The organism is Psychrobacter immobilis (genome assembly GCF_904846185.1).
GTDB lineage: Bacteria > Pseudomonadota > Gammaproteobacteria > Pseudomonadales > Moraxellaceae > Psychrobacter > Psychrobacter immobilis_B.
The window spans coordinates 104,515-118,812 of sequence record NZ_CAJGZQ010000007.1; the positions used below are offsets into that span (position 1 = coordinate 104,515).

Genomic DNA, 14,298 nt, shown 5'->3' on the forward strand with positions numbered 1-14,298 from the left:
ATAGTCATTTAAATCGATAATATAAGGTGAAAGTTTTTTGTGTCATTTATAAGTATGCTTTATGCTTCTTCAGCGGTTTCAGTGTTTTTTTCTGCTTCTAGAAAATTAAAAAAGCGCTTAAAGCTCACTTTAAATAAAAACGCCACACCTAGCCAACAGGACAATCCTAACCAGGCGGTATCAGCGAATAATAAGCCACCAACCAATATGATGGTCGATACGCCAATGCTCATGGCAATCATCGACGCTTGGTTTAATCGATAACGATAAATCACCAGCGCATCATAAATAGTAATAGGAATCGTAAGCGCAACCAAGGCATAAGGCAAGTTATAGAAAAGTTGATAAAGCAGTTGATTGTCATGAAAGGCTTTGATACTAGCAATGGTGCCAAAGACCATAAAGGCGAGAATAGCGGCATAAATGAGATAAATCGCTATTTGATTCGCTCGCTGAGCGCCTTTGATACGGGCGATGGCAAGCGGCGCAAAACCATGTTGCGATTTGTTTTGCAGGGAGTGGTCTGAGACAGTGGTCATAATAATCAGGTATTTATCCGTGTAGAGTGACGATATGTCAGAATTGGCGGTGTTTTAATTAAGAGTGTTTTAACAGCAGGTTTATCGCTGACTTAATCGGCCTTGATAGCGTCGATGGCGATACTGCTACTGGGGTCAGCGAAATAAGTCGACATCAGAATGCAGGCAGAGATATCATCAATTGGGTCGCGTTCATGCTTAATCCAACCATTCTCCCACGCGATCTCACGCGCTGCCACTGAGGTTAGACGCTCATCACACAGGCTCACGACCACTGGTAGATGCTGTTCCATGACTCGATGCGCCAGACGACGGGCAAATTTGTGCGCACGCTTAGACAGCATTGAGCTGCTGCCATCCATATTAAGTGGCAACCCAACCACCACTTTTGCCACGCCCCAGACTTTGATAATACCGAGCAGATTGTCCCAATCAGGCTGACCATTATTCATCGCTAAAATATCAAAGGCACGCGCAGTCTCGGTAATGGTATTACCCAGCGCCATGCCCATCTTTTTTACCCCGTAATCGAGCGCCAAAATAAGATGAGGCTTAATAGCGGGTTCCGCCACAGTAGTGTCAGCAGTTTCGATTTTAATGCTCGTATCAGACTCTACCATCATTATGCATACTTCCTATTTCTATTGGGCGTGATTCATTTAGCTTAACGGCTTTAATTTAAATGCATCTTTAGTTTAAATGAATAATTTAACAATCATAACCAATCGTTAAGCATGACCAATATCACTGCTAAGGTAATCAAAGTTCACCCCAATCTTATCCGCAGCAATTTGCCAGCGTTCTTCGAATGGTGTATCAAACAATAAGTTTAAATCAGCAGGACAAACGAGCCAGTCGCCATTATTAAGTTCTTGATCGAGCTGTTTTTTACCCCAACTGGCATGACCCAAGCACAGCTGATAATGCCCAACGCCTTGACCTGCGGCGATACGCTTAAGGATATCTTGACTGGTGGTAATACAGACGTTTTCTGAGATTGCAAAAGACGATGCCCACTCAGGCTGCCCCGTATGCAGCACAAAGCCAACCTCTGGATACATCGGGCCACCGTCTAATGCCACATCTTCCATCACTTGCGCATCCGTCACCTCAATGTCTAAATCTTCTAGCAGTTTGCCCACGCGTGCCTGCTCTAATGGACGATTGACCATCAGACCAAGTGCGCCATGTTTATCATGGCGGCAAATATAAATCAGCGCCTGCTCAAACCTTGGGTCTGACAGCTCGGGTGCCGCGATTAAAAAATGATGGGTCAAATTGGCTTTAGACATAGAGACAAACGCACCCTAATGTTGAAGGTAAAATAACAGAAATGACACACCACTATATGGTGATACTGAGGTGAAAATCAACCAAAGCAAATATTTAGCAGTGATGAGACACAGCGCTGCACAACTGGTTGATGAATGACCAAGCCTTTATTTCACATCGGTCAATAAACTACGTGCATGGTCGCGGGTGACGTCAGTGATGATCACACCGCCAGACATGCGTGCCAGCTCGTCGACTTGCGCGCTATCAGTTAGTATTAATAGCTCGCTTTCGGTCTGCTCGTCATGATGTTTTTGTACTAAGATATGCTGATGCGCTTGCGCCGCGACTTGTGCTTGGTGAGTAATGGCCAGTAGCTGCTGCGTCTGCCCAAGCGCGCGTAGTAGCTCACCGACCACTTGCGCCGTACCGCCACTGATACCGACATCGACTTCATCAAATACCAGCATAGGTTTTGCGGCATTATTATCGGCATTGGTTGCTTGCATTACTTGCATTACCAGTGCCATTCGTGACAGCTCACCGCCTGAGGCAATCTTATGTAATGGCTGCATCGGCATACCGACGTTGGCGCTAAATAATAAATCAATATCATAGCAACCTTGCGCACTATATTGGCTGGTATCGGCTTTTTTGGTAAAGACAAACTCGCAGCGGGCATTGGGTAGCGCGAGCGGTTGTAGCTGCTGCATTAATTGTTTGCTGACGATCGGCGCGGCTTTCGAGCGTTCTTTATTTAACTGAGTGGCGAATGCAAGATAGTCTTGCCAAGCCTGTTCAATTTGTGCCGCCATCGCATCACTGCTTGGCTCGTTTTCTAGCTGCTCTAATTGCGCTTCCCAGCCCTTTGCTTCATCGATTAAGTCGCTCGTTGGCAAGCTATGTTTACGTGATAAGCGATGTCCTAAGCTGATAAGACTGTCTAGTGTCTGCAAGCGCTCAGGATCAGGCAACTGTTGCTCAGCATAATCTGACAGTAAGCCTGTTACCTCTGTGATTTGTTGCTGTGCTAAATGCAGTTGCTCGGAGGCTTGCTCAAAGGTTTGACTGACACTCATTTGGTTATCACAAAGCTTAATCGCTTGCCCAAGCAAAGTCATCACATCTGGCTCATCCGTGTCATTGTCGAGCAGATGTAAGCCATGACTGGCCTCTATCATGAGGGCTTCGATATTAGACAGCTCTTCGTGTTCTGCTTCAACTTCTGCATAATCAACCGCCAATAACGGCGCAATATCAGCAAGTTGGCTTTGCAAAAGCTCAATACGATCTTGACGTTGAGCCTCACGGCTCGCAATGTCGTCAGCACGGCGTTTGAGCTGCTGGTAAATTTGATAGCTACTGGCAGTTTGTAAAGCTAGAGACGTAATTTGTGCCATCTCGTCGAGCCATTGCACCACAAACTGTGGCTTGAGTAATGCCTGTTGAGCGTGCTGACTATGGATATTAACTAACAATGCACCTAAGCTTTTGAGCTCCGCCAAGCTGACAGGCGTGCCATTTAACCACGCTTTTGAGCGTCCGGTATTGCTGAGCTGACGGCGAATCAGTACTTCAGGTTCTTCTAGTGCTCTATCATTTTTGGCAAACCAATCAGCAATGACACTGTTATGCTCCACATCAAACTGCGCATAAATATCGGCTTGCGCCGCCCCATGTCTGACCATCGCACTGTCTGCGCGCTCACCAACACATAAAGACAGCGCATCCAATAATAATGACTTGCCAGCACCGGTCTCACCCGTGATGACATTGAAGCCTTCAGCCACACTCAGCTCATGCTGAGCGATCAACGCAAACTGATGTAAAGTTAATGATACTAGCATCAACGCCTCTCATGACAGACAATAGACTTCATATACATCTTAAGAAGCCATATATAAAATAGGGTAGATAAGGGAGTGAAATTATTCATTTAACCGTGTTAATGAGATAAATATTATAGGCAAATAGTATGGTGTTAAACGCGCTTAAATACAAACTTTCAAGCGATGTATAATAGATTTTATTGTTGGAAGATTACCATAAAACTGTCAAAAACTGGCTATGAGTCATCATCATAATATTCACAATATCAATCATTAAGGTGATTAAGCCTGTCAAAATGATGGCTGTATACTAAGCATGGTTGCGGATTAAACTTATAAAAATAGCCCAATTGTAGTGATCAGGTGCTGACTCAAAAAAAGGTGAGTAAGTAAGTTTAGGATTCGCATCAAACAGCATTTTCCTAGTCGCTTTAACAAACTTTATAGATATAATGTGGTAGCATAATCTCACATAATGATAAACTCTTCTGATTAGATTAGTGCAGTGTAATACACGATAACGAGTCATAATTTTGTAAAATGATAGGCGTATAGTTGGAAGAGTATGCCACTCGGTCATTATTCTAAAGTATTTTCATAGAACCTGTGGCTAGCTTTAGCGCACAGATATCTAGTATAGAAGGATACAGTACGTAGTACAGAGGTGTCGGTTAACGACGCAACTCTGGCGGTACTCTAACCAATTACTTATTTTTTAGTTTCGTAATGATTATTTGATAAGGAAGCCACTATGACAGCGGCGCAATTTACTAATGTAACAGTCAATGCTCAAGCGACGGTATCTTATGATGGTCGTTGTTCAAGCCACACTATTATGTTCGAAGATGGTCGACATAAAACATTGGGCGTTATCTTGCCTTGTGATAATTTGGTTGAGCATTATCATTTTAGCACCAATACCTCCGAGCGTATCGAAATCACGGGCGGTGAGTGTGAGGTCAAAATTAATGGTGATGAAGAATTCAGCTATTACCGCGCTGGTCAATCATTCGTGGTTGAAGGCAATAGTGGTTTTAATCTGCGGACAGAAGAAATTGTTCAATATATCTGCCACTTAGAAGGGTAAGTTTGCTAAAGCTGTTATTAAGTGATTGATGACAGCAAAGAGCCTTTTACTCAAAAAAAGAAAAACCTTATCGGATTGGTAAGGTTTTTCTTTTTCTGCTGATATTATTTATATGCAGATATCCATTTATTGATACAATTACTGTCATATCTTTTTATCGCCTAGTTTTTATCATATAGCGCGATACCCACTTTATAATCAATAGGCCTATTATGGCAAAACCTACCTATTTTTATGGCATTCATGCGATTGATGCCTTACTCGAATATCGTCCTTTAGATGGGCTAAGCTTGTTTGTGCAGCAAGGTCGTGAGACTGATAGCCATGTACAAGCGATCATGGCGCAAGCACGTGACAATGGTATCAGTATCCAACCCACGCAAAAAGACAAACTCACGCAATTGTGTGGCAGCCCGCAGCACCAAGGTGTGGTGCTAAATGCGCGTCCTCTAGGCTTTGCTGATGAAGGCTTGCTTGCTACCCTTGCTGGGCGTGACCAATGCTTATTATTGGTCTTGGATCAAATTACGGATGCACATAACTTTGGTGCTTGTTTGCGTACCGCAGTGGCGATGGGTGTGGATGCCGTGGTTTGTCCGAAACATCATGCGGCAAGTCTGACACCAACAGTGGCTAAAGTATCGGTCGGTGCAGCAGAGATGATGCCGATTATCAGTGTTACCAATCTGGCACGTACGCTCACGCAAATCAAAAATGCTGGGGTGTTTGTGTTTGGTACAGCGCTTAATGCAGATGCCAAACCGATTCATGCCGCTGATCTGACTGGCAAAACAGCCATTATCATGGGTTCAGAAGGTGAGGGGATGCGTCGCCTGACTATGGAGAGCTGTGATGAGCTGGTGTATATTCCGATGTCAGGAAATGAGCATGGCAACCTTCAAAGTCTAAATGTGAGTGTTGCCACTGGTATGGCGCTGTATGAAGTCAATCGACAGCGTACTTTAGCTGCTGGGCAAGCTTAAGATATTCTTGGTGTAATGGCGCTAGTTGCACATACAGAGCCGCAAGATCACTTTCGTTGAGCACCACATCATCTGCATGACGATTACGCTCTTCGCGGCTCAGCTGATTCACCATGATGGCCTTGATTTTTTGTATACTTTGTTCGTCGCGCTGACTGGCACGCGCAATCTGCGTTTCCTCGGTGGCATCCATTACTAAGATACGTTGGCATAAATTGGCAAGCCCTGCTTCTGCTGCTTCAATAAGTAGAGGCGCTGACAATATCACGTAAGGCGAAGTACTGGTTGCCAACTGTGCTTTTGCTGCTTCGCGTATCGCTGGGTGAGTGATTGCTTCTAACTCAATCAATGCCTCAGGATATGAAAAGACGTGCGTTCTTACTGCCACTCGATCCATTGATCCATCGCCATTCAATACCCAATCACCAAATTTTTTCTGGATTTTGTGCAGAGTGGTGCTACCTTTAGCGACGACTTCATGGGCAATCACATCCGCATCGATAATATCAATGCCTTGCTCAGCGAACCAAGCACTCGCAGCGGACTTACCACTACCGATACCACCCGTTAAGCCAACTACTAAGGTTTTACTTTTCTTTTGCGGGGTCTGGGGCTTATGAGAATAAGGTGAAGATGCTTGTTTTGACATAATAATGACTTATCTGCTCGATATAATGACAGTGATGGTTATAAGCTAAGGAAGTATTTTGGTGCCTATTTTAAGATTTGGTGTCTGTTTAAAAAGGAGCGATTGAAATACTTTCTAGCACAATTTAGGGCGGGCCCTCAATTCAATCGATTATCCTCTAAATGGGCTAAAATGGCTAAATTTTTATCACCATTTTTAAAATGAGGATACGCCCTATTAAGTATACATGCCGAGATACCAGTTGACGATATCTGAGCCATATAATAAAGCAACAATACCAGCGATAGCGATATAAGGACCAAAGGCAAACGGCTTGCTTTCACCCTGCTTCTTCATCAAAATAATCCCAACGATTGAGCCTAATAAAGAAGACAATAAAATAATCAATGGCAACATCATGGGTCCAAGCCAAGCACCTAATACTGCCAATAATTTGAAATCTCCCTGCCCCATACCATGCTTTTTAGTGATTAGATAAAATACTTTGACCACTATCCACAATGACAAAAACCCTAGCAATAAGCCCCAAATTGACTGGGTAGGTGAGACAAACCAGCCTTGTGAATTCACTGCTAATCCTAAACCCGCTAATGGAAAGGTCAAGCGATCGGGCAGTAATTGGGTATCAAAATCAATACCGGTTAAGGCGACCAGCGTCCATACCAAAATCAGAGCTGACAAGCCAGCTGCAGTTACGCCAAACTGATAAATCACTAACATTGATAGTAGGGCTGTTGCTAGCTCAACCAGTGGATAACGCAGTCCAATCGCAGCTTTACATTCTGAGCAACGGCCACGTAGTATTAACCAGCTAATTAACGGTATGTTTTCGTACCACTTTATTTTGTGGGCGCAATGAGGGCAGCGTGAGGCTGGTCGACTCAAAGTAATCGGCTTGTCAGCTGCTACGATATTTGTTAGGGGCAGAGTGTGTTCGCGAGGCATGTCTGCTTGTTCTAAAATAAACTGGCTGCACTCTTGTCGCCAGCTATAAACCATCATCAGCGGAATACGGTGAATCACCACATTTAAAAAACTGCCAACACAAAGACCTAATAGGCCGAATATGCCTAAAGCGATAGGCATATTGTCTTGTAATAACTCTATAAATTGCATGAAGTAGCTGTCCTTTAAATAGCTTTTAGCCTACTACTGAGCCCATTTGGAATATTGGTAAATACATGGCAATCACCAAGCCGCCAACTAATACACCGAGCACCGCCATGATTAAAGGTTCCATTAAGCTGGTCAATCCATCAACGGCGTTGTCTACTTCATTTTCATAATAGACAGCAACTTTATCTAACATCTCTTCTAAACTACCGGATTCTTCACCAATGCCAACCATTTGAATGGCTAAACTCGGAAAAAGGTTGGTTGAGCGTATTGAAAACTGCAATTGTTGACCAGTAGAAACATCATTTTTGATTTGCTGAATAGCGTTATAAAATACGACATTATTTGCTGCACCAGCAGTAGATTCAAGAGCGTCAATAAGCGGCACGCCCGCAGCAAAGGTAGTCGATAGTGTGCGGGAAAAACGGGCAATAACCGCTTGATAAGCGATATTTCCAAATATTGGAGCTTTTAATACTGCACGGTCTAAAAAATCACGGAATTTTTTAGAGCGTTTTTTGGCCTCCGAAAAACCAATAATGGCACCACCAATAATAACAACTAGAATGAACCACCATACCTGCATCCACTCAGACATATTAACAACCATTTGGGTAAATGCAGGTAAATCTGCACCAAATGAGCCAAATAATTCTGAAAATACCGGCACGACCTTTATTAGCAAAATCATAGTCACAATAATAGCGACAACGACAACCGCGATAGGGTACTTCATTGCTTTTTTAATTTTGGCTTTAAGTAATTCACTTTTTTCTTTATAGGTAGCAACACGTTCAAGCATGGTTTCCAGTGCACCAGACTGCTCACCAGAATCGACAAGTGAACAAAACAGATCATCAAAATAACGCGGGTGTTTGCGTAATGCTGAAGCAAAAGTCCCACCCGCTTCAATGTCATATTTTATTTGTAATACCAAGTCTTTCATACTTGGATTGTCAAGTGAGTCAGCAACAATCTCAAAAGATTGAGTCAATGGCACACCCGCTTTCATCATGGTAGCTAATTGACGGGCAAAAATGGCAATATCGATAGGTTTGATGGATTTTTTGAAAGTGTAAAGTGGCTTTGGTTTTTTCTTGATACCTTTAACGCTGATACCTTGTTTGCGTAAAGTTGCTTTTGCTAACTCTAAACTACGGCTGGTAGTCTCCCCTTTTACTTTTTGTCCGCGTCGATTCACCCCATCATAGACAAAGTCTAACAGCATGTCGGTCTTCGCTTTTGCCATGTTACTACCCTCAAAATATTGTCTAATATAGATATTGCAAAGATGTACAACGATGCCTGACTCATTACATAAAAGAGGCATACTTTATTTTAACGTAAAAAACCAGTATAACTCTGTTTTATATTTAAGTATATCTGGTAGAAATTATTGCTGATTTATAAAAGTCCGTACAATTAACGCCCATCATCTCAGTCCTCATATAAATAATGGCATTACTCATATAAGGACAGTTTTAAATTTCCAAACCCCCTTTTATTAGTGCATTACTAAAAGCTGTTTTTTCGACAATTCAAGATTAAAAAGTAGTTGAGTTAATCATTTTGAACGTTTCTCTTTAGTGATCAGCAGTGTCTGTATTTTTGTGCGTATGCAACATGCGCATAGCCAGTATTCTTACTCAGAAGTGACGCGCATCATTTCTTGAATACTGGTTACGCCTTGTAAGACTTTTAAAATCCCAGAGCGACGCAGGTCTCGGAAGCCATTTTTGAGTGCAGCGTCTTTGATATCTATCGCGTTACCGTCTTCCATGATGATGCGTGAGATATCAGGGCTGACTTTCATGACTTCATAGATACCGACTCGTCCTTTATAACCTTCACGGCATTCATTACAGCCTACTGGCTCGTGAATGATGTTGTCTGGATTGTCCAAATCAGCGTCTGTAAAGCCGAGCTCAAGCAGACTTTGCTTAGGGATGTTAATAGGTTTTTTACAGTTTTTACACAAACGTCGTGCTAGGCGCTGGGCGATAACCAAGTTCACTGAAGTCGCAATATTAAAGGAGGCCACACCCATGTTACGCAGCCGCGTCAGTGTTTCAGGTGCTGAGTTGGTATGTAGGGTTGAGAGCACCATGTGCCCTGTTTGCGCTGCTTTAATTGCAATTTCAGCAGTTTCAAGGTCACGAATCTCACCAACCATGACGATATCAGGATCTTGGCGTAAAAAAGATTTGAGGGCATTTGCGAAAGTTAGACCCACTTTTGGATTGACGTTGACTTGATTGATCCCCTCCAAGTTAATCTCCACTGGATCCTCGGCAGTGGATATGTTGGTCGCGCCAGTATTTAAAATATTAATACCAGTATAAAGCGACACGGTCTTACCAGAACCAGTTGGTCCCGTGATAAGCAACATACCTTGCGGTTTATGCAGTGCCTCTAAAAACATATCTTGCTGATCAGATTCATAGCCGAGCGCTTCAATACCCAACATCGCTGAAGAGGGATCCAAAATACGAAGTACAAGTTTTTCGCCAAATAGGGTAGGCAGACAGCTTACTCGAAAGTCGATGGCTTTATCTTTAGATATCTTAAGCTTGATACGTCCATCTTGTGGCACACGGCGCTCTGAAATATCCATCTGCGACATGACTTTTAAACGGGCTGCAATTTTCCCAGCCAGTTGTACAGGTGGATTGGCCATTTTTTGCATTACCCCATCGACACGAAAGCGAACGCGATAGGTTTTTTCATAGGGTTCAAAGTGCAAGTCAGAGGCGCCCATACGAATGGCATCAACCAGCATTTTATTAACAAATTTTACAACAGGTGCTTCCTCGACGCTATCACTAAGCTTGGTCTCGCTTTCCTCTTCTTCACCTTCATCAAAGCCAATATTTAAATCGCTATCAGAGAAACTATTAAAATTTTGCATGGTATCAGCGTAAAGACTTTCAATACGCTTTTTTAACTTATCTTCTTCGACGACAATAGCTTCAATAGACAGCCGTGAATTAAAAGCAATAGCGTCAATTGCATCCACACGAGTTGGATCACTTAATGCGACGAATAAACGCTGTCCTCGTTTGAATAGTGGTAACGCATTAAATTTACGAACGATTTTTTCATCTACTAAGTCTTTTGGAATGACATCAATATGTAAGGCATTAAGGTCGAAAAGAGGATCACCAAAAGCTTGTGACAACATCTGCGCAAGATGATAAGCATCTGCCAATTTATTGTCGACTAGGTAGGGCACTAGTCCTACTTGTTGCTGTTGCGATTCGGTCTGCGCGATTTTCATATTCGCTTCGCTGACGATACCTTCGCTGATTAGCTGGTGCGCTAAACCACCATATTTGCTCGTGGTGATAGACATTACGACTTCTCCTTAATACCCAATATGCTATATATTTGTCTGAAATCCATATACTTCTGAGAGCCACTTACTATTATAATTTTTAACAGATACCTGCTATAAGTCATTGTTAGCCTTTAGGCTATCATTAATAACAGTCAATGCAGAGATGCTCTTACAAGAGATTTAGCAGAGAAAGCGTTTTAATAGTGTAGGTTATCAGTAGCTTGGTCGTTAGATTATTGATAATATTCTGTTATATATAGACACAATACTATAAAACATTACTTTAGTTTAAAGATTTTATATGGACGATTGAGTGTTTGATCCAAAAAATCATAGCTTGAGACAATGTCTAGAGCATATCCTCAATTTAATAGACTATCCTCTAAATAAGTTGAAAATGGTTGAATTTTGCCAAACATCGTTAAATAGCTTATCAATATCTCGATATTATTTGCGCTACTTTCCTTGTTTGATGCCAATTTATCTCATTTTTATCATCATTTTTTAGAGTGAGGATACGCCCTAATAAATATTCGCACTGACTGTCTGTTTTTCTGCTGGCGGCAGCATACTATAGCACTTGGGAATTATTTGTTATACTGGCGCGCATATTAGCCAAATTGGCAAGAATAGATGAAACAAGGTAGATGAGTATGCAAGCTTGGGTAATTGGTAATTGGAAACAAAATCCAGCAACGAGTCACGACGTCGATTTGTTGTTGAATAATTTGTTGACTACAATTGATGCTAAAGAGCAAGCCGCCACAGAACTGTCAAATAGTCGCTGTCAGTTGATGGTAGCACCAAGCTGTATTCATCTGGCAGCTGTCAGTGCGCATTTAGCTGGTAGTTCGATATTGAGTGCAGCGCAAGACGTCAGTGCGCATAGTGCCAGTGTTGGCGCTTATACGGGTGATTGCTCAGCACAGCAAATAGCAGACGCTGGGGCAACTTGGACGATACTGGGTCATTCTGAGCGTCGCCAGTATCATAGCGAGTCTCACGATACGTTATTGCAGAAAGTGACTCACGCACTCACCCAAGGTTTGGGCGTGGTATTTTGTATTGGTGAAACTCAGGCTCAATATGATGATAAGCAAACCCTTGACGTAATTGACACTCAGTTATCAGTAATAAAAGAAGTAATTACTACCCAACCAGATCTCATATCATCACTATCTGATCGATTGATCATTGCTTATGAGCCAGTGTGGGCGATTGGTACTGGCAAAGTCCCAACTGTGAGCGAAGTCAGTCAAACACATCAGCATATTAAGCAAACCATCACAGGCTTTGCAGAATCACTAAAGGTAATGAGTGTATTATATGGTGGTAGTGTCAATGCGGATAATGCCGATAGCTTCGCTGCAGATCCTATGATTGATGGGGCATTGGTTGGCGGCGCATCATTAAAGGTAGAGAGTTTTTTGGCAATTGCCAATGCCTTTAGTCGAGCTAAAGACTAGTCAATAAAGATAAAACGTGCATTTCATGGCGCTCTCGATTATAAAATGTCTTTATCAGTTGGCAAAAGTAGGTTTAACAGTGCCCTTGCAATCGTGTACAATGCGCCTTATTTATATAATCGATTTGGCAGCATTACCCGTCAATTGCTATTCCTATTAACCGTAAGATTTATTTTCCGTTATCAGTCGTCATTACGCGGCAAAAGAGGCCACCATGTTTACGTTTATATTAGCCCTGCATATTATCGTGGCGATTGCCATGATCGGCTTGATTTTGATACAGCATGGTAAAGGGGCAGACGCTGGAGCTTCTTTTGGCGCTGGCTCGTCAGGTACGGTTTTTGGTGCGGCAGGAACAGCGAACTTTTTAACGCGTGCGACAGCAGTATTAACAGTGATATTTTTTATCACCAGTATGACGCTAGCCGTTCACGCGCGCAAACAGGCTGAAGATCAGTTCCGTTTAGATGCACCTGTGTCAGCACCACAAACGCCGCGTCCATTGACACAGAATCCTCAATAACTGTATTTTAAAGAAACTTGCCTTTAATAGCTGTCTTTAGTCATTGCCTTTTAATTGAGGCAGCTCTTGCTATTTTGAGGCGTTAGATTTACAATGCTTTTCTGTTTTAGCAGTCTGATTCTATCGATGCCTACCTTAAGCATCTATTATGATAGATTAGATAGTAATAATAGAGCAGTGAAAAATGCGATTGTGGTGGAATGGTAGACACGCCATCTTGAGGGGGTGGTGGCGCAAGCTGTGGGGGTTCAAGTCCCCCCAATCGCACCAAGTTTTTAAAGTTGTAACGTATTAAGTGCGGCGTTAGTAATATAGGTAAGAAATTTAGTTTTATTTATTTAAAATAAAGATTGACACTTATATAAAACCCCCCTATAATACGCACCATAGATTGATGCGGGGTGGAGCAGTCTGGTAGCTCGTCGGGCTCATAACCCGAAGGTCGTTGGTTCAAATCCAGCCCCCGCTACCACTTTTTATACTGATGTTTTATACACTAAATTTGTCAGTAACGATTAGCCCACCATTATGTTTGTGGGTTTTTTTGTATCTGACGGTCAGTGGTATCGCGGTATCTATCCTACTTATGCTAAGCTCTAGTTCTATAGAGTGCGATATTATTCGTTATTGGTTGTCACCTGCCGCTATCGGCGCGCTGCTTCTTAAGCACACTATCCTTTATTCCTCACTCCTTTATCGATAGTACTGCTTTGTGAATAATAAAAGCATTGTCTGGCTGAGCTTGATGTTTTTTGTGCTCATCCCTATATAAGCGCATATCATATAAAATAATATGTTTGTGATTTAAGATAATATAATGACTGTGTCTCTTACTAATAAATAAATTCCATGAGTGAGCGACAATTAAGCGGTTTACTAAGTACGATAGATACGTGAATAGGAAAAGATAAATAGATTATGAAGCTTTCAACCAAAGTTACAGAACTGACTAATATTATTGCTCCTGCCGTCGCGGCTTGCGATGTGGCATTATGGGGTATCGAGTTTGCACCGCAAGGCAATCGCTCTTTATTACGCATCTATATTGAGGCATTGCCAGAAGAGCAGGCCCAAAATAAACAAGTAACCATTGAAAACTGTGCAGCAGTGAACCATCAAGTGAGCGGTATTCTTGAGGTTCATGATCCGATTGCTGGCGAGTTTATCTTAGAAGTCTCTTCACCAGGTTTCGACCGTGCATTCTTTTCAGATGAGCAGATGCATGCCTATGTTGGTCAAACCGTCAGCTTGCGTTTAATACAAGCGATTGGTGAAGGTGATCAAAAACGTCGCAAAGCGACAGGTACTTTAGATAGTATCGATGCAAATGTCTTAAATCTGACATCAAGCGATGGTCAGCAGTTTGAGATTGCGCTGAGTAATATTGATAAAGCCAATTTGATTTATGAAGATGCCTAAGCTTTTGTACAGCTTGGTTTGATTTGAAAACTTGAAGTAACAAATCATCCATCAGCATTTTAATATCCAAACAGCTTA

Annotated in this window: 13 protein-coding genes and 2 tRNA genes; 7 read left to right on the forward strand and 8 right to left on the reverse strand. The window is 42.3% G+C overall.

Features of this window, described 5'->3' with window-relative positions; all coding sequences use genetic code 11:
• Positions 1-59: 59 nt before the first annotated feature.
• The 4 genes from JMW94_RS05530 to recN all read right to left on the reverse strand — a co-directional run bounded on the left by JMW94_RS05530 (position 60) and on the right by recN (position 3,658).
• Positions 60-539 (reverse strand): hypothetical protein, encoded by a 480-nt coding sequence (locus JMW94_RS05530; protein ID WP_198330477.1) that lies wholly within the window; start codon positions 537-539, stop codon positions 60-62.
• A gap of 92 nt (positions 540-631) precedes the next feature.
• On the reverse strand, positions 632-1,159 hold the full coding sequence (gene ruvX / locus JMW94_RS05535) for a Holliday junction resolvase RuvX (RefSeq protein WP_198330502.1): 528 nt from the start codon (positions 1,157-1,159) through the stop codon (positions 632-634).
• 108 nt (positions 1,160-1,267) lie between these two features.
• Positions 1,268-1,831 carry a YqgE/AlgH family protein gene (locus JMW94_RS05540; protein WP_193008403.1) on the reverse strand — a complete coding sequence of 188 codons (564 nt, stop codon included), beginning with the start codon at positions 1,829-1,831 and terminating at the stop codon, positions 1,268-1,270.
• Between the two features lie 147 nt (positions 1,832-1,978).
• Positions 1,979-3,658, reverse strand: a complete 1,680-nt coding sequence (recN, locus tag JMW94_RS05545) for a DNA repair protein RecN (RefSeq protein ID WP_201602646.1) — start codon at positions 3,656-3,658, stop codon at positions 1,979-1,981.
• 733 nt (positions 3,659-4,391) lie between these two features.
• On the opposite strand from recN, the gene JMW94_RS05550 reads away from it, so the two are divergent.
• Positions 4,392-4,727, forward strand: coding sequence for a pyrimidine/purine nucleoside phosphorylase (locus tag JMW94_RS05550; RefSeq protein ID WP_045443006.1), 336 nt, complete (start codon positions 4,392-4,394; stop codon positions 4,725-4,727).
• Positions 4,728-4,939: 212 nt separating this feature from the next.
• Positions 4,940-5,710, forward strand: a complete 771-nt coding sequence (rlmB, locus tag JMW94_RS05555; RefSeq protein ID WP_055123702.1) for a 23S rRNA (guanosine(2251)-2'-O)-methyltransferase RlmB — start codon at positions 4,940-4,942, stop codon at positions 5,708-5,710.
• On the opposite strand, the gene coaE is transcribed toward rlmB, so the two are convergent.
• The 4 genes from coaE to pilB form a co-directional block, all read right to left on the reverse strand.
• Complete coding sequence (gene coaE / locus JMW94_RS05560) at positions 5,673-6,359, reverse strand: dephospho-CoA kinase (protein ID WP_201602648.1); 687 nt, start codon at positions 6,357-6,359, stop codon at positions 5,673-5,675. The genes rlmB and coaE overlap by 38 nt on opposite strands.
• Positions 6,360-6,575: 216 nt before the next feature.
• The gene (locus JMW94_RS05565) at positions 6,576-7,475 is read right to left on the reverse strand and encodes a prepilin peptidase (protein ID WP_201602650.1); all 900 of its coding nucleotides are present in this window, start codon (positions 7,473-7,475) and stop codon (positions 6,576-6,578) included.
• Positions 7,476-7,500: 25 nt separating this feature from the next.
• Positions 7,501-8,724: a type II secretion system F family protein gene (locus JMW94_RS05570; RefSeq protein WP_201602652.1), complete on the reverse strand. Its 1,224-nt coding sequence runs from the start codon at positions 8,722-8,724 to the stop codon at positions 7,501-7,503.
• Between the two features lie 393 nt (positions 8,725-9,117).
• On the reverse strand, positions 9,118-10,827 hold the full coding sequence (gene pilB / locus JMW94_RS05575) for a type IV-A pilus assembly ATPase PilB (protein ID WP_201602654.1): 1,710 nt from the start codon (positions 10,825-10,827) through the stop codon (positions 9,118-9,120).
• Between the two features lie 638 nt (positions 10,828-11,465).
• Between pilB and tpiA the strand changes: the two genes are divergently transcribed.
• The 5 genes from tpiA to rimP all read left to right on the forward strand — a co-directional run bounded on the left by tpiA (position 11,466) and on the right by rimP (position 14,220).
• Entirely contained in the window at positions 11,466-12,278 is an 813-nt protein-coding gene (tpiA, locus tag JMW94_RS05580; RefSeq protein WP_201602657.1) for a triose-phosphate isomerase, read from the forward strand.
• Between the two features lie 214 nt (positions 12,279-12,492).
• On the forward strand, positions 12,493-12,801 hold the full coding sequence (secG, locus tag JMW94_RS05585) for a preprotein translocase subunit SecG (RefSeq protein WP_025652589.1): 309 nt from the start codon (positions 12,493-12,495) through the stop codon (positions 12,799-12,801).
• Positions 12,802-12,987: 186 nt separating this feature from the next.
• A tRNA-Leu gene (locus JMW94_RS05590) sits at positions 12,988-13,071 on the forward strand.
• Positions 13,072-13,196: 125 nt separating this feature from the next.
• Positions 13,197-13,273: transfer RNA gene (locus tag JMW94_RS05595), tRNA-Met, on the forward strand.
• Positions 13,274-13,719: 446 nt separating this feature from the next.
• Positions 13,720-14,220: a ribosome maturation factor RimP gene (gene rimP, locus JMW94_RS05600; RefSeq protein WP_045454872.1), complete on the forward strand. Its 501-nt coding sequence runs from the start codon at positions 13,720-13,722 to the stop codon at positions 14,218-14,220.
• Positions 14,221-14,298 lie beyond the last annotated feature (78 nt).

Coding starts and splice junctions, on each gene's coding strand:
- rimP (WP_045454872.1), top strand. CDS start 13,720: ATGAAGCTTTCAACCAAAGTTACAGAACTGACTAATATTATTGCTCCT.
- JMW94_RS05530 (WP_198330477.1), bottom strand. CDS start 539: ATGACCACTGTCTCAGACCACTCCCTGCAAAACAAATCGCAACATGGT.
- coaE (WP_201602648.1), bottom strand. CDS start 6,359: ATGTCAAAACAAGCATCTTCACCTTATTCTCATAAGCCCCAGACCCCG.
- recN (WP_201602646.1), bottom strand. CDS start 3,658: ATGCTAGTATCATTAACTTTACATCAGTTTGCGTTGATCGCTCAGCAT.
- JMW94_RS05565 (WP_201602650.1), bottom strand. CDS start 7,475: ATGCAATTTATAGAGTTATTACAAGACAATATGCCTATCGCTTTAGGC.
- JMW94_RS05570 (WP_201602652.1), bottom strand. CDS start 8,724: ATGGCAAAAGCGAAGACCGACATGCTGTTAGACTTTGTCTATGATGGG.
- pilB (WP_201602654.1), bottom strand. CDS start 10,827: ATGTCTATCACCACGAGCAAATATGGTGGTTTAGCGCACCAGCTAATC.
- JMW94_RS05550 (WP_045443006.1), top strand. CDS start 4,392: ATGACAGCGGCGCAATTTACTAATGTAACAGTCAATGCTCAAGCGACG.
- rlmB (WP_055123702.1), top strand. CDS start 4,940: ATGGCAAAACCTACCTATTTTTATGGCATTCATGCGATTGATGCCTTA.
- JMW94_RS05540 (WP_193008403.1), bottom strand. CDS start 1,831: ATGTCTAAAGCCAATTTGACCCATCATTTTTTAATCGCGGCACCCGAG.
- ruvX (WP_198330502.1), bottom strand. CDS start 1,159: ATGGTAGAGTCTGATACGAGCATTAAAATCGAAACTGCTGACACTACT.
- tpiA (WP_201602657.1), top strand. CDS start 11,466: ATGCAAGCTTGGGTAATTGGTAATTGGAAACAAAATCCAGCAACGAGT.
- secG (WP_025652589.1), top strand. CDS start 12,493: ATGTTTACGTTTATATTAGCCCTGCATATTATCGTGGCGATTGCCATG.